11 protein-coding genes are annotated in these 22,606 nt (G+C 34.9%); 6 read left to right on the plus strand and 5 right to left on the minus strand.

All coding sequences use genetic code 11. The annotated features are described in order from the left end of the window. Nucleotides 1-46 precede the first annotated feature (46 nt). Together ABJD27_RS13950 and ABJD27_RS13955 are read left to right on the plus strand one after the other, a co-directional pair. Nucleotides 47-1,003, plus strand: a complete 957-nt coding sequence (locus ABJD27_RS13950; RefSeq protein ID WP_348168827.1) for a DUF3078 domain-containing protein — start codon at nt 47-49, stop codon at nt 1,001-1,003. A gap of 151 nt (nt 1,004-1,154) precedes the next feature. After that, nucleotides 1,155-2,081 (plus strand): DUF3078 domain-containing protein, encoded by a 927-nt coding sequence (locus tag ABJD27_RS13955; RefSeq protein ID WP_348168824.1) that lies wholly within the window; start codon nt 1,155-1,157, stop codon nt 2,079-2,081. A gap of 95 nt (nt 2,082-2,176) precedes the next feature. Here the strand turns inward: ABJD27_RS13955 and ABJD27_RS13960 are convergent, their stop codons facing one another. Both ABJD27_RS13960 and hflX read right to left on the minus strand, forming a co-directional pair. Then, complete coding sequence (locus ABJD27_RS13960; protein WP_348168821.1) at nt 2,177-3,517, minus strand: hypothetical protein; 1,341 nt, start codon at nt 3,515-3,517, stop codon at nt 2,177-2,179. A 115-nt stretch (nt 3,518-3,632) separates the two neighbouring features. After that, nucleotides 3,633-4,844, minus strand: coding sequence for a GTPase HflX (gene hflX / locus ABJD27_RS13965; RefSeq protein WP_348168818.1), 1,212 nt, complete (start codon nt 4,842-4,844; stop codon nt 3,633-3,635). 65 nt (nt 4,845-4,909) lie between these two features. Between hflX and ABJD27_RS13970 the strand changes: the two genes are divergently transcribed. Beyond that, nucleotides 4,910-5,881, plus strand: a complete 972-nt coding sequence (locus ABJD27_RS13970; protein ID WP_348168815.1) for an endonuclease — start codon at nt 4,910-4,912, stop codon at nt 5,879-5,881. Between the two features lie 77 nt (nt 5,882-5,958). On the opposite strand, the gene ABJD27_RS13975 is transcribed toward ABJD27_RS13970, so the two are convergent. Then, nucleotides 5,959-8,571 carry a T9SS type A sorting domain-containing protein gene (locus tag ABJD27_RS13975; RefSeq protein ID WP_348168812.1) on the minus strand — a complete coding sequence of 871 codons (2,613 nt, stop codon included), beginning with the start codon at nt 8,569-8,571 and terminating at the stop codon, nt 5,959-5,961. Between the two features lie 482 nt (nt 8,572-9,053). Here ABJD27_RS13975 and ABJD27_RS13980 point away from each other — a divergent pair, with 482 nt between their 5' ends. The 3 genes from ABJD27_RS13980 to ABJD27_RS13990 all read left to right on the plus strand — a co-directional run bounded on the left by ABJD27_RS13980 (nt 9,054) and on the right by ABJD27_RS13990 (nt 17,712). After that, nucleotides 9,054-14,816 carry a choice-of-anchor L domain-containing protein gene (locus tag ABJD27_RS13980; RefSeq protein ID WP_348168809.1) on the plus strand — a complete coding sequence of 1,921 codons (5,763 nt, stop codon included), beginning with the start codon at nt 9,054-9,056 and terminating at the stop codon, nt 14,814-14,816. 82 nt (nt 14,817-14,898) lie between these two features. After that, nucleotides 14,899-15,813 (plus strand): type IX secretion system membrane protein PorP/SprF, encoded by a 915-nt coding sequence (locus ABJD27_RS13985; protein ID WP_348168806.1) that lies wholly within the window; start codon nt 14,899-14,901, stop codon nt 15,811-15,813. Nucleotides 15,814-15,831: 18 nt separating this feature from the next. Next, nucleotides 15,832-17,712, plus strand: a complete 1,881-nt coding sequence (locus tag ABJD27_RS13990) for an OmpA family protein (RefSeq protein ID WP_348168803.1) — start codon at nt 15,832-15,834, stop codon at nt 17,710-17,712. 568 nt (nt 17,713-18,280) lie between these two features. Here the strand turns inward: ABJD27_RS13990 and ABJD27_RS13995 are convergent. Together ABJD27_RS13995 and ABJD27_RS14000 are read right to left on the minus strand one after the other, a co-directional pair. Beyond that, a complete protein-coding gene (locus ABJD27_RS13995) occupies nt 18,281-19,696 on the minus strand; it encodes a DUF5689 domain-containing protein (protein WP_348168800.1) in 1,416 nt (471 codons plus the stop codon). Nucleotides 19,697-19,731: 35 nt separating this feature from the next. After that, nucleotides 19,732-22,596 carry a TonB-dependent receptor gene (locus ABJD27_RS14000; protein ID WP_348168797.1) on the minus strand — a complete coding sequence of 955 codons (2,865 nt, stop codon included), beginning with the start codon at nt 22,594-22,596 and terminating at the stop codon, nt 19,732-19,734. Between the last annotated feature and the right edge of the window lie 10 nt (nt 22,597-22,606).

Below are 22,606 nucleotides of genomic sequence, written 5' to 3' on the forward strand. Positions count from 1 at the left end.
TGTTCAATTAGGCTACTTTTGCCCGCTTATTAAAAGTATATTGATAATGCGTGCACTTAAAATAACATTACTCTTTTCCCTATTCTCTGTATCACTAATCGCTCAAGAAAAGCCTAAAAAAGATTCAATTTCAAAAGGGTGGAAGAGTAAAGGACTGGCTCAACTTTTATTTAATCAAAGTGCTTTTAATGAAGATTGGCAAGGCGGAGGGACTTCAAATGTTGCCGGAAGCTTTAATATAACCCATGATCTGAATTATAAAAGTGAAAAAATTAATTGGGACACAAAACTCATTACCAACCTAGGGATTACCATTGCAAAGGATCAAAAATTTGTACGCAAAACAACAGATAGGTTTGAAATTAATAGCATTTTTGGTAGTAAAATTCCTAAAACAACCTGGTATTATTCTGGGATTATAAACTTTAGAACACAGCTTGCCTCTGGATTTGAATTTTTTAATAGAGATCTCCTCAATGACCAAGGGGAGATTATAGAAATCGTACAAGACAGAAAGGAGATAACAGCACCATTTTCACCTGCTTACTTACAGTTTGGACCAGGTGTCCTATGGAAAGAAAGTGATGATTTTAAAATAAATATAGCCCCAGCTACTGCTCGATATATATTTGTGAGTAGTCGCTTTACAAACGTAGATGAAAATGATCCTGAAGCTGTAACAAGTTATGTTCCTTTTTTTGGAGTAGCTGCAAACAGAACGACACGTTTTGAATTAGGAGCTTCCTTAAGTGCTTATTACAAAGAAGAACTCTTGAAAAATATTGTTTTTGAGAACACACTCAACTTATATTCAGATTATCTAGATAAGACTAAGAATGTAGATTTAGATTATACACTTAATGTAGCAATGACTGTAAATAAATATATCACTACAAATCTTGCGCTTCAGCTTATTTATGATGAAAATGCCATTAGTGGTCTACAAGTCCGTGAAGTACTAGGTTTAGGAATTAAATATTCGTTTCTAAATTGGGAATCTTAGATTTATAGATAAAACATCTTAAATAAACCTCATCGATCAACTACACAACACACACGTTATACAACGCAAAAAAGGCATTATTTACTTGTAAATACCCATATTTTGCAATAAATCCTATCTTTGCAAAGCAAAACTATAAATCAATTATACCATGAAAAAAATCATTGCACTAGCAGCCGCTATGCTACTGACTATCAGTCTACATGCTCAAACAGAAGAGGAACTAAAAGAAGAACAAGCTCCTAAAAAAGCTGAGATTGCAAAATTACAAGGAGAAGTAGATGCTTTGCAAGCAAAAATAGATGCTTTACCAGGCTGGAAAAAAGGAGTTTTTGGCACTATAGGTGGAAATATCTCAAAATTTGATCAATGGTTTAATCAAAGTAATCCTAACGTATCTTCTGGTAATTTTGGAATAAACGTAAATGCATATGCAAATCTTAAAAGAGAAAAAGATTTTTGGCGTAATGCATTAAGTGCAAACTTAGCTTGGGTAAAATTTGATGATAAAGATATAGATACAGACAGTGATGACTTTGAACAAAGTACTGACGTTTTCAATATTAGCTCTTTATACGGAAGAAATATTACTGAGAAGTTGGCATATTCTGCACTAGGAGAATACAGAACTACATTATTAAACAATTTTAATGATCCTGGATATCTTGATTTAGGGGTTGGTATTACTTGGCTTCCTATTAAAGACCTTGTTGTGGTTGTACATCCATTAAACTATAATTTTGTTTTTGCAGATGGAGATTCAAATTTTGAATCTTCACTTGGAGCCAAAATATTAGTTGATTATACTAGAAAAATTGGTGCTATCAACTTTAAATCAAACTTATCTGCTTTTCAAAGTTATGAGACAAGTGATTTATCAAACTGGACTTGGACAAACTCTTTTGGATATACACTTTGGAAAAAGATTGGTGTAGGCTTTGAATTCGGTCTAAGAAATAGTCCACAAGAGACATTATTCTACACACTCAATACACTTGAACAAGCCGATGCTACCTTTGATAATATTGACACAGAAATACAAAGCTACTGGACATTAGGATTAAGCTACGCTTTCTAAGAAAAACACAACTACATTAAAAACAAAAAAGCGACCCGATGGGTCGCTTTTTTTGTTCCAACTTAGATGGTATATCATAACATTTTCCTACAGATTTAATCAGGATAATACCAAAAAGGGATTTTTGACATATCTCTAACGACCAAAGAATCTCCACGTATTCCTTGTCTAGCTAAGTGCAATACATGATGCCCTCGCGATATACCTTGTAAATCCAAAACTGTCTCGTATCCTCGTTGTCCCTTATTGTTCTCTACTGCAATATACATCGCTGGCATTTCTAAGCTATCTAATTTGATAGTAATAACATCACTAAGCAAGGACATGTATTTTTTAAAATTTGGGTATGCCATGGAATCTCTACCGTTACTAAGCTGTATTCTAAAACCTGACATTTCCAACCCACGAACATCTTTTATAGGAGTAAGCGTACTATCAAGCTTACAAATTACATTCTCTATAGCCGACTTGTGTTTTATAAACACTGGCAAAGATGTTGTCTTTATTATATTAGAAGGAATTGCTGCATTACTTACATAAGTATTTTCCTTATCATCCATTTGGTCGTAATAATTTCGCGTTTTTGCATACTCTACAGTATCATCCCAACGGTCTATATGATAATTGGACTCCTTAATAGTAAGTGTAAATAATAACAAGCCCAATACAAAAACAGGCACCATTACTGCTAAGATTCGTTTTCCTAGTTTATTGTCTAATAAATTATAAAGCAATGGCCGATAGAGAAAAGAAAACGTGATTCTACTCATCAATCGGTATATGGGAAAATAAATAATAGCGAGCCATTTCTTTTTCTTCAAGAATCCTTGAGTAAAAAAATCAAAGGCAGTCATAAGATATGCTATCGCAAATAAAATAACTAAGATAGGCCCCAAAACACTTTGAACTCCAAGACCAAAAATATTTTCCAATAAAATAAAAACAGTTGCCGCAAATCCTATACTAAAGAAGAAAGAAATAAAGAAAAAAACTAACAAGAAGGACAAGGCAAAAATCAAACTACAATAGTCCTCTAAATTTGCAATATACTTATCAAAAGAACCTATTCGTTTTTTTAAGTATGTTTTAAACTTATCTGTATAGTTAAGAACCTCATAATCTATATCACCAGAAAAATATCGCAATCCAACAGCCCCTATCCAAAGACCTCTTAAAATCACATGAATAATCAGGCATATTGTCAAAGATAGAAGTGATATTAGTATTGCTGTAAATCCTATCCCTGAAATAAAACCTAAAAAGAACTCTCCTTCAGATTTTGCTCTTATAGAATTCATAACCTTTACGATAGGTTCAATGGCTTGTACCAATCCAAAAATAGCCACCCCAGAAATAATAAGTTCTAATTGCCAACTCTCTTGCTGTAATAAATCAAGCCATTTTTTAAACTTAGAATTTTCGTGTTTTGGTTGCATACTATGATCGTTATGATAGACTAAATATAAGGTAAGATTAATAAGAATTGTTACAATAAAAAAATGCAAGCTTCTAAGGCTTGCATTTTTTTATTGTAATTATAGCTTATATATTCTAGAATCCTTCTTCATATTCTGGATACAGAAAATTGTTATATGGAAATCTAGTAATGTGAATTTCTCTCACGCGTTCATATACTTTTTGTCTAAAAGTCTCAAAGTTATCTTTATTTAAAGCAGATATAAAAATAGAATCTCCATTAGTACGCGCCATCCAGGTTTGTTTCCATTCCTCTATAGAGTAATGTACGCCCTTACGCTCTATCATAAGATCATCTTCATCATAGGTTTCTGGCACATAAACATCAATCTTATTAAAGACCATAAGCACAGGTTTATCTGCACTCTTTATTTCATCAAGGATTTTATTTACAGACGCAATATGATCTTCAAACTGTGGGTGAGCAATATCTACTACATGAAGTAATAAATCTGCTTCTCGCACTTCATCAAGTGTACTCTTAAATGAATCTACCAGTTGTGTAGGAAGTTTACGTATAAACCCTACCGTATCCGAAAGCAAAAAAGGCAAATTCCCTATCACCACTTTACGCACTGTAGTATCTAGCGTAGCAAAAAGTTTGTTTTCTGCAAACACTTCACTCTTACTCAAAGCATTCATAAGTGTAGATTTCCCTACATTGGTATATCCTACGAGTGCAACTCTTATCAATGATCCACGATTACCACGTTGTACAGACATTTGCTTATCGATCGTTTTCATTTTACCCTTAAGGAGTGTAATACGATCTCTTACAATACGTCTATCTGTCTCGATTTCTGTCTCTCCAGGCCCTCTCATTCCAATACCTCCACGTTGACGTTCAAGGTGTGTCCATAATCCTGTAAGTCTAGGTAACAAGTATTGATATTGTGCAAGTTCTACCTGCGTACGTGCATAACTTGTTTGGGCTCTTTGTGCAAAAATATCGAGTATTAAATACGTACGATCTACGATCTTACATTCTAACAATCGCTCAATATTACGTTGTTGTCCAGGAGAAAGTTCATCATCAAAAATAACCGTTCCTATATCATGCTGATCTACATATGCTTTTACATCCTCCATCTTTCCAGACCCTAAAAATGTTTTAGGATTAGGCATATCAAGTTTTTGAGTAAATCTTTTAGTCACCTCACCTCCTGCTGTATAAGCAAGAAATTCAAGCTCATTCAGATACTCATTCATTTTATCCTCATTTTGGTGACGTGTGGTCACTCCAACAAGAACACATTTTTCATATTCTATTTGTTCAGTTTCTAACATGGGGCAAAGGTAGGAAATGCATTGCTATCATTTTTACTAAATTCGTAACTCTCAATACATGATTTATGAAAGATAATTCCGCTTTCGCGAAAGCGCACTCAACCCAAAAAAAAATAAGCGTTGCTTTTTATAATTTAGAAAATCTCTTTGATACCGAAGATGACCCCAATACCCTAGATGATGACTTTACCACCGAAGGTTATAAAAACTGGAACGGAAAACGTTATTCCAACAAATTGCGCAAACTAGGACGTGTTATCTCTCAGATTGGTCTTAAAGAAACCGAAGGAGCTCCTGCATTATTAGGCGTTGCAGAAGTCGAAAATAAAGAAGTATTACTCAACCTTATAGAAGCTAAGGACATTAAAGACGTTGGTTATGATGTTGTACACTATGATTCTCCAGATGAGAGAGGCATTGATGTAGGATTACTCTATCGTAAAGAATATTTTGAAGTACTTGAAAGCGAGACAGTCTCTGTTTATTTAGAATCAGAGTTTGGAGAACGTGATTATACACGAGATATACTACACGTTACAGGAAACTTACAAGGCATAAAAACACACGTATTGGTAAATCATTGGCCTTCTCGTCGTAGTGGTGTTGATGAGTCAGAACCCAAACGAATCACAGCTGCTCAAAAAAACCGATCTATCGTCGAAACGATACAAGAAGAAGATCCCGAGGCTCGTATTATTATTATGGGAGATTTTAATGACGGCCCTCATAATGAAAGTGTCAAAAATCATCTCGTGCAGAAAGATTTATATAATCCTATGGTGTTTTTAAATACACGATATGAAGGAAGTCTCAATCATGATTTTGAGTGGTATTTATTTGATCAAATCATTCTTTCGACAAATTTTATGCGTCTGCATGAAAACCCGCTTACGTATGAAATGTCCAATATTTACAATGAACATTACCTAACCGAATTTAAAGGGCGTTTTAAAGGAAATCCATTTCGCACCTATGCAGGCAAGAGATATCTAGGAGGATATAGTGATCATTTTCCTGTGTATTGTGTATTTAAATAAAGAGTCATAAATAGTATACAAAAAGGCTATCCATAGTATGGATAGCCTTTTTTACTTTATATTCTATATAGAAGTAATTATTGCTTTATAAACCTCTTGGTAACAGCAAGTCCTTCTTTAGAGACAAATCTCACAAAATAAATTCCAGAAGCATACTGAGACACATCAACAGAAAGCCCATCTGTTTTTGGATTTATTTTCTTAACAATCGTTCCTGTAGAAGAGAAAATTAGGATCTCATTATAATCTCCATCAAGAATATCAATAGTTATTTGCGACATTGTCGGGTTAGGATACATTTTGATATTATCCTTAGACGCTTCTGTAAACGAACGTAATGCCGTAATCGTAGATACTTCTTCTGGAGCAGTAATTGAACTTGTATTATCTCCAGAAACAATTACCTGATCTACCCATATTTGATCATTATTGGCACTTGCATCACAACGGATACGGAATCTATTATTTGCATTAAAGTTAAAATTACTACTATCTAAAGTAATGGTGTCATCAAAGAAAGTCCCATTAGAAAAATCTGTTCCACTAACGTACTGACCAATTACTTGATAAGAAGACCCATTAAAGAACTCTACAAAGTAATCTTCTCCATTTTCCATACTATTTGCAAACGTATGAAACTCAATAGTCACTTGATTATTTCCAGAAAGATCTAGAACAGGTGACACCATATTAGAAGAATTAGAGTTATCCCTAAGTCTTACAGAAAAAGATCCTTCAAATGAATTTGCCGAAGATTGTCTTGCACAATCATTACCTCCATCAATCCATCCTTCTAGTCCAGTTTCAAAGAAATAACCAGCAATTACACCTGGAGTACCGCCATTATCTTCCAACGTTGTAAATGATGTTGTAGCATCGCCAGAAACATTTCCTGCAGCATCTTGTGCGCTTACAGATGCGTTGTATGCTGTTAACTCAGAAAGCCCCGTTACATTAAATGTTGTCGTTGCAGAAGTTCCTACAACTGTACCATCTATAGAAATGGTATAGCTAGTAACTCCTACATTATCTGAAGATGCATTCCAACTAAGAGTTGCACTATTTGAAGTAATGTTTGAAGCTACTAAGTTTGTAGGATCTGTTGGCGCTTCGGTATCAGGAGGCCCTGCTTGTAATTGGAAAGATCCAACAACACCCCTTCTTCCGTTGTTCATATACTCATTAATAAACCAGAATGTAGAGTCGTCTGAAGGATCAACATCCATCTTACTATAATCTCCATAACGAGTTCCTGGTATTTTTGCATCACCATTAGCTATTAATCCTTCCATAGCTGTCATTGTTCCTAATGGATCTCCATTCATTCTTCCTGTAAAATAAGAACTCACAAAGACTGTAGAGGAAGTAGAAGCTCCAGACATAGAAGTATATCCCATCCCTATATTTCCTTGTCCATCCATCGCCATACTAGCATTCCAAGCATGTCTTCCATCAGGAGCTGTGTACGTACCCTCTTGGTATAAAGACCAAGGTTGATTATCACCACTCTGACGGAACTCATACCAACGTACAGCCGCCTGTTCTCCTGAAGTTGCATCTGCATCTACTACAAAATTAAAAATTGCCGAATTATGGGTTGCAAACTTTCTAAACTGCGCTTGATTCATAATCGTTGCTTGTAGTGCATCTATACTAATACGCCTTCCATTTCCAGGTTGTAATAAATTCGAAAAACTTCCATTATCAAATACGCTTATAAATGGCGTTGTATTTATTTGTGTTGGGTTTGACACTGTTGAGCTAGATGGATTTGACCAATTTACATCAGCCGTCCACACTTTAATATGATCTACAGATACACCTGCCCAAGCATCATCTTGTAAATACACAATTGTCGCCCCACCAGCTGCTGGTAAATTGCTATTGGTAACATTTAATGCTTGCGGACTAAAAAATCCACTGGTGACTATTCCTGGAAGGTTAAATCCTAAAATTTGAGCATTAGGATCTCCTACTAGCATCGCATCTCGTTCTAACGCCCAAAGTCTATTAGAGCTTCCTGTATTTTCTGTAATATAATATCCATCACTCCACACAGATAATTTTTGATAATCTTGTATTCCCGAAATAGTATATACAAACCAACCAGCAGTAAGGGGATTTGGACCATCAGAAACAGCTACTTGTGCTCCAGATCCTAAAAATGAAAGTACCCATCTATCTGCTGCATTATCATAAGAAGCTGTAAGATCACAACATCCTCCTGAGGGAAAAATCGCTGGATTAGGAGAGGTCTGTCCTAATAGTTGATTCCCTGATTTATCATAAATAGCAAATCCCGTATTAAAGACAACCATAACATGATTAGGACCAACGGCTAGAGAAGGATCTGTAGGTTGAGATCCTGACGAGTATGCATCAAAAACAAGACTTGCAGGAGCCATACGAACACTCTGCTCCATTTCATGCTTATTTCTTACATAATAATCGTTCTCAGTTTGAGGATCTTTTCCTTCTACTATTTGAGGAGCTAGTGATCTCTTGTCTTTTGCTTCTTTTACTCTATTATCTGATGAAATCAGATCATTAGGTCTTGACATCATAGGAGATACATACTCGACAGATGAAATCTTCCCTTGATGAAAAGGCTTAGTATCTTCACCTACTTGTGAGTACCCCATAAAGGTAGACGCAATGAAGAAAAGAAACAATAGTAATTTAGTTTTCATAATATTTTGGTTTTAAGTTATTAACAGCCTGTAAGATACATAATTTAAAGTCGTTGTTTCTTACAAAAAAATTCACATCAAAATAACCACATTAAAGAAGAAATAAATAGACCTATAATTTATAATAAAGGGATAAGTTGTCTTATTAAAAATTATCATAGTACTGGCAAGAAAAAAACTCTCTAATTCTATAGAAAAAAGAGATATTGGAGCCAAAATGTTCATTTCCAAATACAATGTCCCTCTTAAAATCACAAATAATCAGATAACACTTGTTAGTCGTCGATGATTTTGTGCTTTATATCTAAAAAAAAAGTTAACGTTTTGTAAGATTCTTTTTTTGTTTAACCTTAGTAGCATATAATGACAAATTATCTTCTTTCATAGTTGCTTTTGTTTTTAAAAATTAATCCTACTAAAAAATAAGATATCATTGTCGAGCTATATCATTAGTATCGAATACAACAACTAATTTCTATCAAATGAAAAAAAAATTACTTTCATTTTTATTCGCAACCCTTTTTACGTTTATAGGCTATGGACAAATTACCATAGATGAGAGTCTAGATGCTCAAACGTTAGTCGAAGATGTTTTAATAAATTCATCCTGTGCCGAGGTTTCAAACATTGTATCATCAACAGGGACTGACTTTGGAGATGTAAATGGTATTGCAGCCTTTTCTGCAATTGGGACTGACTTTCCTTTTGAAGAAGGGATTATACTAATGTCTGGAAATGTTCAGGAAGCTCCTGGTCCAAACTTAAATGTACAATCTAATGGAGGATGGCCTGGAGATGCCGATTTAGAAGCAAACACCAGTGCTGTTAACACTAATAACGCTTCTTTTATAGAGTTTGACTTTACTCCTTTTATAGAACAAATCAGTTTTGATTTTATTATGGCGTCTGAAGAATACGATCAAAATTTTGAGTGTACTTTTTCTGATGCTTTTGCATTTATTCTTACTGATGTAACTACAGGAGATGTACAAAATCTTGCTGTATTACCCGGAACAACCATTCCTATTGAAGTTACAAACATACGCCCAGAAGTACCTGGACAGTGTGCTGCTGTAAACGAAGAATTTTTTGATAGATACAATTTCCAGCCATTTAATGACGAAAATGCTTCGGCAACAAATTTCAATGGACAAACTGTTGAACTTACTGCTATGGCAGATGTTATTTCTGGAAATCCATACACTATAAAACTAGTGGTAGCAGATGAAACTGATAGCTCATTTGATATTGCTGTATTTTTAGAAGCTGGTAGTTTTAACATTGGCACTACAGACTTAGGGGATGATATTCTTGTTTCAAATGGTAATGCCGTTTGTGAAGGAGATACAATTACCCTTAATGCAGAAGATCCAGATGCGATCTCTTATACTTGGTTCTTAAATACTGTAGAGATTGCTGGAGAAACAGATCCTACACTTGTTGTTTCTGTTCCAGGAACTTACAGTGTGATCGTAAGTCTTAACAATACAGATTGTGTTATTGAAGATGACATTTTTGTAGAGTTTATAACACAGGACGCTGTTAATCTTGGAGATGATATTGTAGCCTGTGAAGGAGATACGGTTACACTAGATTCTAATATTCTTGATACCGCAGCAACTTTTTCTTGGTTCTTAAATAGTGCTATATTAATTGATGAAATATCTCCTACATTAAATGTTACTCAAGCTGGAGAATATGCTGTTACCGTTAATTTCAATTCTGGATGTTCTTTTTCAGATACCGTTATTGTAGATCTCACTACTGCTCCTATTATTGAGTTAGGAGATACTATAAATAGCTGTTTAGAAAATCCAACAACACTAGATGCTACACCGACCAATACAGATCCTGCAGATGCTACTTTTGTATGGACTCTTAATGGAGTCGAGCTTGCTGGAGAAACAAATCCAACACTAGATGTTACTGCTGCTGGAATATATGAAGTCACTGTTACTTCAGGACCTTGTGTTGTGACAGACTCTGTTATTGTCGCTGCTCTTGCTGTTCTTTTTGAGTTAGGAGACGATTTTAATACTTGTTTTGACGAAACGGTAACACTAGATGCTACCCCTACAAACATAGACGCTGCAGCTGCAACATATGTATGGACATTAAATGGAGGTGTTATTGCAGGAGAAGAATCACCGATGCTCACAATAACTGAAGCTGGAAATTATGAAGTTACTGTTTCATTAGGTATTTGTTCAAACACAGATACTATTACAGTTACTCAAGCAAACCCTGACGGATCTCCTTGTTCAGATCCTCCGCCACCATCAGGCTGTGTAGTATTAGATGTTGGACCAGATCTTGAAGTAGATTGCGAAAACCTTTGTGTTGATTTAGTAGCATCTATTATCACTATGCCACTTACCTCTACATCATCATATAGAATAGAACAAATAGAATGTCCCAACCCTCCTACTAGTGGAGAATCTACAAACCTTACCACTGATGATCTTTGGAGCGGTGTCATAGATCTACCTTTTACATTTAATTATTTTCAAAACGATTATAATGGTCTTGTTATAGGGGCAAATGGACAAATCTCATTCAACACAGCTCTTGCAGATCAAGCAAACGGTTGGAATTCTGACATAGGAGAGCTTTTACCTTTTAATGATGAAGCAGCAGAACCTGGAGCTGCAGAATTTCCTTTCAATACTATTTATGGAGCTTTTCACGATATCGATCCTAGTGTAAATGCAGACCCTGCTGCAATTAATTTCTTTATTGCAGGAGATGCACCATTTAGAACTTTTGTATTAAACTTTGATCAAGTACCTCAGTTTAGCTGTAATGATTTATTGACTTCTCAACAAATTATACTTTATGAATCATTAAACATCATAGAAGTTAATATTATTAATAAACCTGTATGTGATGCTTGGAATGATGGTCTAGCTACCTTAGGAATTATGGGTAACGACCTTACTGAATTTGCTGTTCCTGATGGAAGAAATACAGACAATTGGGAAGCTTTTGATGAAAGCTGGAGATTTATTCCTGACGGCCCTGTTGATCCAGATTCTATATTTACTTGGACTGACGAAGATGGAACTGTTATTAGTAATGAAACTACATTTAATGTTTGTCCTACAGAAACGACTACATACACAGCTACATTAACATTTACAAATCCTGATGGATCTGAATCTACTGTTTCTGAAGATGTAATAGTAACATCAGATACAAGTTCTTGTGATGGACCATCGGACTGTACAGTATTAGATGCTGGTCCAGACTTAGAAGTCGATTGTGAAGATCCTTGTGTTGATTTAGTCGCGTCTATTATGTCTATGCCTCTTACATCTACATCTAGTTATGTTATAGAACAAATAGAATGTCCTAACCCTCCTACAGAAGGAATGCCAACAAACTTAACAATAGATGATAGCTGGAGTGATGTAATAGATTTACCATTTACATTTAATTACTATCAAAACGATTATAATGGTCTTGTTATAGGAGCAAATGGGCAGATTTCATTTGATCTTGCACTCGCAAATGGATTTAATGATTGGAATATTGATATAGGTCAAACAATTCCAAACAACGATCAAGCAACGTTCCCATTCAATACTATTTATGGAGCTTTTCACGATGTTGATCCAAGTGTAAATGCTAATCCAGACGCAATCAATTATTTTGTAAGTGGAGATGCACCATTCAGAACTTTTGTATTAAACTTTGATCAAGTTCCTCAGTTTAGCTGTAATGACTTATTAACTTCTCAACAGATTGTACTTTATGAATCATTAAATATTATAGAAGTTAATATTATTAATAAACCTGTATGTGATGCTTGGAACGATGGTCTAGCTACTTTAGGAATTATGGGTAATGATGCTACTGAGTTTGCTGTTCCTGATGGAAGAAACACAGACAATTGGGAAGCTTTTGATGAAAGTTGGAGATTTATTCCCGATGGTCCTGTTGACCCAGATTCTATATTTACTTGGACTGATGAAGATGGAAACGTTATCAGTAATGACTTAATATTTAATGTTTGTCCTACAGAAACGACTACATATACTGCTACATTAACATTTACAAACCCTGACGGATCTGTTTCTACGATCACTGATGAAGTAACCGTTACTGCAAATGTCGTAGATTATACTGTTGACCTTGGAGAAGATCAAGTCTTTTGTGACATACAATCGTATGAAATTGTTCCTCAATTAGATGGAGATGTTACAGATCCTACATTCTTATGGAGTACAGGTGAAGTTACAGAAACTATCACAGTAACAACTACAGATACATACACTGTTGAGGTTACAGTAGGTGGTTGTGTAATGACAGATGAGGTTACAGTTACTTTCTTAACTAGTCCTTGTGTTATAGATACAGATTGTCTTGTAATAGACTTCTTAGAAGATTTTGGAACTGGTACTGAGCGTGTGTCTACACCATTTACTCAATATACGTTTAATGGTGCTACTCAAGTTAATGATGGGGAATATGCTATCGTTAATACGTCTGCAGACTTAAATACAGGTTGGCATGATAACCTTGAGGATAACACACCTGGAGATGTAGATGGTCGTGCACTATTTGTAAATGCAGATTTTAATACAGACGAGTTTTACAGAAGAACTGTAGACAATCTTTTAGCCGACACTAATTATACATTCAATGCATTTATCACAACAGTATATGACACAGACACAAATATCTGTGCTAATAATGGAATCCCAGCAAATGTAACTTTCCGAGTTGAAGATGCAGCAGGAATTACACTTGCAGAAATAGACACTGGCGATATTCAAAACGAAGCTGACCCTAACTGGCAACAGTTTACTATTGATTTTAACTCTGGAGTAAATAACTCTGTTCAAATTGTTTTAGTAAACAACTCTATAGGTGGATGTGGTAATGATCTTGCTATTGATGATATTTCTCTTACATTTAGTGGAGGACCTCCTGTATTAGTAACACCAGCTGATTTAGAGCTTTGTGATGACTTAAATGACGGTATGGAAGTTTTTGACTTAACAACTCAAATACCAAATATATTAAACGGATTAGATCCTTCAGATTTTAATATTTCTTTCCATCCTTCATCATTAGAGGCACAAGCAAATGCCAATCCTATCGGAACACCTAATGCGTATACGAATGCTTTCAATCCTGAAACTATATTTGTACGTGTAGAAAGAGTATTAGACACAAGCTGTTTCAGTATTGTTGAATTTGACTTAATACTTAATGAAATAGTTTCTTTAGCAAATAATCTTCCAGCTAGTATTGAAATATGTTCGACAGATGCGATACCAGCATTAGATGCAGCACCAACAGATCCTGCTATAGATCAATCTGCCGTAACCTATATATGGACAGATGCTTCTAATACGACAGTATCTACCGATGCTCAATTTACTCCAACAGTAGCTGGTATATATACCGTTGTTGTTGAGTTATTACCTTGTAGTCAAGAAACATTTACAGTAGAGCTTATAATTATAGAAACGCCAATTGTAGATCTTGGTGTAGATGAATTATTATGTAATAATGAGTCTTTTGAAATAATTCCTACCTTAAGTGGTAATCTAACTGATGCGACATTCTTATGGAGCACAGGAGAGACTACTCAAACGATCACAGTAGACAACTCTGGAACATTTGATTTAACAATAACTGTCGGTCCTTGTTCTGTTACAGATAGTATTACAATTACTATCGCAGATCCTGTAGATGTATCTTTAGGAGATGACTTTACAACCTGTAGAGAATTCCCTAATACACTTACCGCAATAAGCTCTGATTCAAATGTAACTTATGAGTGGTTCCTTAACGGAGACGTTATCACAGGAGAAACTTCTGGTACATTAGAGTTTACAATACCGCAAACAGCTGTAGGAACACAAGAGTTTACAGTGACTACTACAACCGCTGCAGGTTGTACAAGTTCAGACACTGTTGAAGTATCGTTATTTGACGTAGGAAACTGTGTTATCACTCAAGGGCTTTCTCCAGATGGAACTCCTGGATTTAATGACACATTAGATCTTGAATTCTTAGCAGCTAGAACTGGTATTGATCTTGTCCAAATTTACAATAGACTTGGAACGCTTGTTTATGAGCAACAAGACTATGTAAATCAATGGAGAGGTCAAACTGATAATGGCAATGAACTTCCAACGGGAACTTACTTCTATGTAATCAACCTTGAAGAAGAAGATCCTGTATATGGAAGACAAGCTACAGGCTGGATATACATAAACAGAGCAGAATAACACACAATAGTAAAATAAACCTATAGGTACTATTCATTGTCATCTATAACGCATCATTTATGCAATAAATAAATTTTTAAAAATGAAAAAACTATTTTTATTAACCCTTATTACAAGCATTTTATGTGTTGATTTTGCAACAGCACAGCAAGATCCTCAGTATACACAGTATATGTATAACCAGAATGTGGTTAATCCAGCTTATGCAGGATTAAAGGAAGGACTTGCGCTTAATTTATTGTATAGAAATCAGTGGTCTGCTCTTGATGGAGCTCCAGAGACCTTTACCTTTAATGCCCACGCGCCTGTAGGGGAAAGAACTGGTTTAGGAATCTCGATAATACGTGATGAATTAGGCCCTGTAAAAGAAACAAATGCATATGTTGATTTCTCATACACAATCCCAGTAAGTACTAATTATCAATTAGCATTTGGGATTAAAGCTGGAGCTACTTTTCATGATATTGGATTAACATCCCTAGAGTTGCAAGACCCTGGAGATCCATTCTTTTCTCAAAACGTAAGCCAAACAACTCCTAACATAGGAGCTGGGTTATTTCTATATAGTGACAATTTTTACGTAGGAGCTTCTGTCCCAAATATTTTGAGTTCTCTTCATCTTGATGAAAATGGATTACAATTTGGATCAGAGACTAGTCATTATTTTGTTACATCTGGATATGTTTTCCAAACGACAGAAAATATAAAACTAAAGCCATCAGTACTTGTAAAATCTGCTTTTGATGCTCCTGTTTCTTTTGATGTCAACTTAAATGCATTATTCTTAGAAAAATTTGAACTAGGTGTATCTTATAGATTAGATGATTCTTTTAGTGGTATTGTAGGTTTTCAAGCCACTCCTGATCTAAGAATAGGATATGCATATGATGCTGTTGTATCAGATATTAATAATGTCGCGCCATCATCACACGAAATAATACTAACCTATAATATCATCTTTAATAAGCGTGCATTACGCTCACCGAGATACTTCTAAAATAAAATATAGTACAAGATGAAGAAGTTTTACATATACATAGTACTTGTCGCTACGAGTATTAATTTTGCAAATGCACAGAGCAAAGACACTAAAAAAGCTGATCAATTATTTGATAGACTAGCTTATACCGAAGCTATAGAAGCATATACTAGTCTCATTGAAAAAGGGAAAGCTGACGAATATGTCTACACACAATTAGCTCGTACGTATACGATTCTTAACGACACTAAAAAAGCAGAGTCTTTTTATAAACGTGTTGTTAAAAATAAAAAAGCAAACCCTGAAACACTATTTGCATACGCAGAGATTCTAAAAGCAAATGGGAAATCTAGTGATTACAAAAAGTGGATGAAAAGATTTGTAAAAGCTAATGCAAATGACCCTAGAGCTGCTATCTATCTAAAAAATCAAGATTACTTAGACGAATTAGAAGAACGTGATCCTTTATATACAATCACAAATGCCGACAAAATCAATACTAAATATTCTGATTTTGGATCTTTTACAAGTAATAACAAAATATACTTCTCTTCTTCTAGAAACACAGATCGTAAAAATCACAACCTTAATGGAGAACCGTTCTTAGATGTTTATTCAGCAACAACCGATGGATCAAGTATAAGTAATGTAGCATTACTAGAGGGTGATGTAAATTCTAAATATCACGAAGGAACTATTGCTATTACTCCAGATGGAAAACGCATGTTTTTTGACCGTAACAATTTCTTTGAAGGAGATCTGGAGAAAGACGAAGAAGGGGTAAATCAAATCAATTTATATGTTGCCGAAAAAGTTGCAGGAGAATGGACAAATATCACTCCTGTTCCTTTTAATGATGACAATTACTCTACAGGACACCCAGCTATAAGTCCTGATGGAAAAACATTATATTTCTCTAGTGATAAACCTGGAGGGCAAGGAGCTTCCGATTTATATATGGTTGAACTTAAAAGTGACAACTCTTATGGGGAACCAAAAAATCTAGGAGCACAAATTAACACAATCGCGACAGAGGTATTTCCTTCTGTTGCTTCAAATGGAGATTTATACTTCTCAAGTAATGGACATTTAGGTCTTGGTGGATTAGACGCTTTTGTCGCTGCAAAAAATGGAAGTTCATTTTCTTTTCCAGAAAACTTAGGCCCTGGTGTAAATAGTGGGAATGATGATTTTGGAGTTAACATCGATCCGGAAAAAGGAACTGGTTATGTATCATCAAACAGAAAAGGTGGTAAAGGTGGTGATGATATTTACCTATTAGGAAAACTACCTCCTTGTGATGTTGATGTAACAATCACTGTAGAAGATACTGATGGTAACGGAATATCTAAAGCATTTGTAGAAATTGCAAATACTACAGAAGGAACTACCGATTCTGATACTGCTACAACAACAGGTAAATACTTATTTAGTTCAAAATGTAAAAGAGATTATAAAATAATGGCATCTGCAGATGGATATCTTCCAGCTAGTAGAACCATCTCCGTTGCTCGAAATGCTGCAAACGTAACAATAACTCTTGAAAAAGAACCTGTAATTACACCAACCGAAGTCGTCCTTAATCCTATCTATTTTGATTTTGATAAATGGAACATAAGAGCAGACGCATCAGAAGAGTTAGATCGTCTTATAGCTGTAATGAACAAATATCCAGAATTAGTAATCTCTGCCGAAAGTCATACTGACGTTCGTGGTCCAGAATCATACAATCAAACACTTTCTCAGAAAAGAGCCGAATCTATGCGTGATTATATAATCAGTAAAGGGATAGATGCTAATCGTATTTCTGGTATTGGAAAAGGAGAGTCAGAACTAGCAGTATCTTGTGAAGAATCTAGCTGTTCTAAAAACGATCACCAACTTAACAGACGTTGTGTCTTTAAGATTGTGAAATAACAAATCATACATTTAATACTCAACAAAAAAGGCTTCCATTTAGGAAGCCTTTTTTATTTTAATAACTAAATTAATAAGACATAACCAATTGTAAAAACAAATGGGAATAATACAATGTAAACACCATGGAATGTGCTCCCCTATACAGATGAGTAACCAGTTATATAAGTCTTAGATAAACAATAGAATTACTGGGATCAATAAAGTAGTTTTTACCTATAAAGACCCAGAGATAATAGAACCTCTCATCTTTATTCATTACTTCGCTTTAAAGGAAGATATCTCTCAATTTAAAAACCATATGACTATAACATATTTTGAAACCGTTTTCTCAGTAATTGCTGAAGACCCCATTACCTGTAATCAATGTTTTAAAATATATTTAGAAAATAACAATGTCACACTAGTAAACTTTATAGTGAATTAAAAGCTACATCCACATGCGTACATACTAAGTACGCTTTCGCGAAAGCGTATACAGAAACAGTTCTATTCCATACAACAAGCATAAAAAAATCCCGATACCAATGGCATCGGGATTCTTAAATAAGTTACTATATCTTATATACTATTGAGCGTTGATTTGAATCTCATCTAGTTCAAAGGTTCCATCAAAATCTGCTGCACCGCTTCCGATATATCTAAATCCAATATATCCTGATCCCTCTATACAAGAAAGATCTACAATTCCAGAATCTATCCAATCTCCAAAGAAATCTGCATCATCTACAATAATTCCTGCAGGAATAGCATCCCAAGTAGCCGAAGGTATGTTTGCTGGAACACCATCCCAATCACTAGAGAAAAGCAATTCTAATGTACTTCCATCCGAGAAACTATTAGAGGTCATAAACTGAAGTGTTTCTCCACCCTGAGCGTCTAAGTTAATTTGTGGCGTTATTAACCAAGAAATCGTAGAGGCATCACCAGACATAAAAGAACCAACTCTAGCAGAAATACCTAAAGAAGCATTTTGACCTGTACTAGAAAAAGCTTCCCAAGCTTGTGTTCCTTCTTGTTGGAAGTTTGTCCATCCGTTTCCAGAAATAGGTTGATTTGTATTTTGAGTTTCAAAGAAATCTTCAAATAATACAGTCGCTCCTGCACTACTTGCAACACCACAATCTATCTCTACAGGATCACAACGATCCGTTTGATCAAAAACAATCGTAGATGGATCATTCACCACTATATTAAAAACATCTCCAAAGAAGTTTCTAGTTAAAATACCGTCTATAGTACCTCTTCCTGTTGGTAATGATAAAGCTTTAAAATCTGCAAAAGTACTTGTGCTAAAAATAGCCGTCTGGTTTGTCACACAACTTAATAATGTACGCTCTCCATCAAACTGATCTAATTCTTCTGCTGCAAACGTAAGAGAAGCGTCTACAACTTCTTCTTTAATAAATTGCATGTCTACTAATCTAACATATAGATTTTCTAAGCTTTCGCTAAAATCACTAATGGTGATTTCTAAAGGTACAATCGTTGCTACTTCTGTACTTCTCACAATAATTTCATCCTGAAGTGATGGTGGAATTTTAATCGCTGCATTGTTGGTATCTAACAATGATAACGTAAGTATGCCATTTGCATCACCAGCAGTAAGCCTATCTAATTTGATAAATACTTTTCTACCAAACTCATAACTCGTAAATAAAGGGTTTACATCTACAAGTACTCTAATTGATGCTGTAGGATTCTCTGGACTATCTTGAATGATAAACTCCTCAAAGAAGTTTCCTGCCTCATCACTAGAGATCACATATCCCTCTATATATTGATTTGTTCCTTCAAAAGTAATAGGTCCTCCTTCTTGAACCGCCTGACTAGCAATGCTACTAATAGCAACCAATTGACCATCTATTGTATTAACTCCAGTATTTAATTCTGGAACAGAAAAATCATCATCTTGTACACAAGCACTTAGTACTACTAAGGCAACTAGCATCGTAAATAATTGAATTAATTTTATTGTTTTCATAATCGTATATATTCTATAATTTCTTGATATTTTAATTAAAAGCGTACGTAAAAGTTTACGTAGTATGTAGTTCCATTTCCAAAGAAAAATCTTGGCCCAAACACAGGTCCATTCTCTCTAGCTTTATCTTCACGTACATTTCTAAACGTCGCGTTACGAGATTGTTCAAATCCTCCTGTTACATACTCTTCATCTAGCACATTATTTATCGTAGCAAAAAAGCCTAAGAAGTAATCATTTACTCTCCATGACTTTCCTCCTACTATATTTACTAAGAAGTAATCGTTAAACTGTTGTTGCTTTAATAAATCTCTAGCAACTCCTTGATCAAAATCATTTATAGGTAATCCGTCAGAATCTGTCAAAAAGTTTGCAGATCGTGCAAGGTTACTTACATCAATATAAGCATTTGAAAAGAAGTTTGTTGTTACTCCTATGTTCCAGAAGTTAGGGTCTCTATACTCAAAGCCTAATTGAAAAGCTTTTTCAGGACCTCCAGCTACGTGTACATCATTTAAATTTGTTGTACCATCTCCAAAACGAAGTGCGCCTTCAAAGTCATCGCTTCTAAGGTATAAGTTAGGATTGTTTGTATACGTATATTGTCCTACACTAGCAGAAGCTTTTAACTTAAGCGTAGGAAGTATTTGTGCTTCTAAACCTAACTCTATTCCCATATTACGTCTATCAACATTTGTAAGAACTTCTTGCACAAATGCATCTCCATTATCTCCTAATCCTCCAAGATCTTCTGTAAAGTAAAATCCAATATCTGTTCCTTTTTCAAATCCAGTATAATATCCCGTTAACCTTCCTTTTACAATAGGAGATCTGAATATATAACTCACATCTATAGATTGGATTTGCTCACTTTCTAATCCTTCTACTATCTCATTATTTTGACGTGCATTTACAAATGAATTACGTATTGTAGGTGCATTTGTATAATATCCAGCATTTACATCAACAAGATGACGACCTGTTATCTTATACGTAAATCCTGCTTTTACACCTCCTGTAGAAAAATCTAATTTCTCACTATTTCCAAAAGAACCAACAGATCCATCAACATTTTGAAAGTTTCCGTTCTCAAATAATCCATTACGTTGGTAATTGGTTTGAGTTATAGTTCCTCCTAAATAAAAATCTACTTTGTTGTATTTGAATTGCGCTTGTGCAAAACCAGAAACAACATCTGCATCTATCTCATAATTATATTTATAACGGTCTCCTTCTCCTACAATACGATTAGGATTACGTACATCACTCTGCGCATTATCTGTAGAAATATCTCCAGAGGCATCTCCAGACTCAGCTTCTGTAAATGAATCAATATCTAAATATCCTGTAGCTCCTAATAAATCAGAAATCTCTGCATAATTCTCACTACTTAAATTACGGTAGCTCACATTTGCATTAATTGTAATATGATCTGTAAGTGCTGTATTTAATATAATGTTTGCACTTAACTGAGAATCTTCTATAACATCATTCTGAACAGCATACAATGCATTTCTTCCTTGACTTCTTAGTGTAGCATTACTTTCATATAAACGCCCCCAATCAAATTGTCCATCATTTACAAATTCTTGTTGTGCTAAAAATGCATTTTGAAAATCTCCCGGTGTAGGGTTTGCATCTTGCAAAAAGAAACTAGGTAATAACTGGTAATAATCTGGTGATGGGTTACGAGCTCCTCCAGCAAAAAATTGCTGTCCATTAGACTCAATAAGCGTTGTCCCGTTATTATCTATTCTACTATTCTTAATAGTACCTGTTTGGTATCCTATGTTTGTATTAATAGATGTTTTATCAGATACTGTCCAATAATGATTTAATAAAAATACTGGCTCTTCAATCTCTCTGATACGTGTATTACGTTTCTCTCCATCTTGGTATCCCCAAAAAGGATTGTATTGTCTTCCTTTAAGATTAAAGATTTCTTGCGTTAAAGCGGTACTACGACCTCTTCTATTTGGCGTAAAAAATGAAGTAACATTAAGACTATGCTTATCATTAATTTTCTTTTCTACAGCAGCAAAGATTGAATTGGCATCATATAATGTGCCTTCTACAAATCCTTCATTTCCAAAACGTCTAGAAGCAAGAATTGTAAATGCCCATCCATCTGCACGAAGTCCAGAACTATAACTACCCATAATACGCCCTTGATAAGAACGATTTGCAGCAGCATAAGAAACACGTCCTCCTTTACGGTATTGAGACGCTCTCATAATAATATTTGTAGTTCCTCCCAAACCTCCAAAAGAGTATTCGTTTGCAGAAAGACCAGGAGTAAACTCACGATTACGTTGTGCATCATTAAGTCCTCCCCAATTTCCCCATTGTGGACGACCATTAAACTGCTTGTTCATTTCAATACCATTGATAAGAACCTTACCATTAGCATTATCTAGTCCTCTAGGTCTAAAAAATGTAGCGCTCCAATCAAAAGCGGCAGCACTTAAAAAAGTATCTCTTCCAGCAGAGAGTAATCCAGAAACGTTAAGTCCTCCTATACCATCATCTTCTCCATTAAGATCATTATCAGATAAAGAAATAAGACCATTTAATCGTTGTTCTGTTTCAACATCTACATCAAGAGTAACTTCCCCTAGATCTAGTGTTCTCCCCTCATTAATAACAACAGGAAAACGTCTTGTAACATATCCGTTTTTTGAGATCGTAAGAATCTGATCTCCTACAGGTACGTTTTGTGTTAAAACAAATGCACCCGCTGCATCTGTTTGTGTAGTCAGATTTGACCCTTCTAAAACGACTGTAACTTCAGTCAGCTTTTCTGAGGTAATTCTGTCAATAACTGTTCCTTTTACAGATGTTTGAGCAATGACTGGAAGCATTGCAAAAACTAATAAAAGTTTAAAAATAATGTACTTCATAAATTAGTTT

Origin of the sequence: Dokdonia sp. (assembly GCF_039945015.1) — a bacterium.
Classification (GTDB): Bacteria; Bacteroidota; Bacteroidia; order Flavobacteriales; family Flavobacteriaceae; genus Dokdonia.

Coding starts and splice junctions, on each gene's coding strand:
- ABJD27_RS13955 (WP_348168824.1), top strand. CDS start 1,155: ATGAAAAAAATCATTGCACTAGCAGCCGCTATGCTACTGACTATCAGT.
- ABJD27_RS13980 (WP_348168809.1), top strand. CDS start 9,054: ATGAAAAAAAAATTACTTTCATTTTTATTCGCAACCCTTTTTACGTTT.
- ABJD27_RS13970 (WP_348168815.1), top strand. CDS start 4,910: ATGAAAGATAATTCCGCTTTCGCGAAAGCGCACTCAACCCAAAAAAAA.
- ABJD27_RS13985 (WP_348168806.1), top strand. CDS start 14,899: ATGAAAAAACTATTTTTATTAACCCTTATTACAAGCATTTTATGTGTT.
- ABJD27_RS13950 (WP_348168827.1), top strand. CDS start 47: ATGCGTGCACTTAAAATAACATTACTCTTTTCCCTATTCTCTGTATCA.
- ABJD27_RS13975 (WP_348168812.1), bottom strand. CDS start 8,571: ATGAAAACTAAATTACTATTGTTTCTTTTCTTCATTGCGTCTACCTTT.
- hflX (WP_348168818.1), bottom strand. CDS start 4,844: ATGTTAGAAACTGAACAAATAGAATATGAAAAATGTGTTCTTGTTGGA.
- ABJD27_RS13960 (WP_348168821.1), bottom strand. CDS start 3,517: ATGCAACCAAAACACGAAAATTCTAAGTTTAAAAAATGGCTTGATTTA.
- ABJD27_RS14000 (WP_348168797.1), bottom strand. CDS start 22,596: ATGAAGTACATTATTTTTAAACTTTTATTAGTTTTTGCAATGCTTCCA.
- ABJD27_RS13995 (WP_348168800.1), bottom strand. CDS start 19,696: ATGAAAACAATAAAATTAATTCAATTATTTACGATGCTAGTTGCCTTA.
- ABJD27_RS13990 (WP_348168803.1), top strand. CDS start 15,832: ATGAAGAAGTTTTACATATACATAGTACTTGTCGCTACGAGTATTAAT.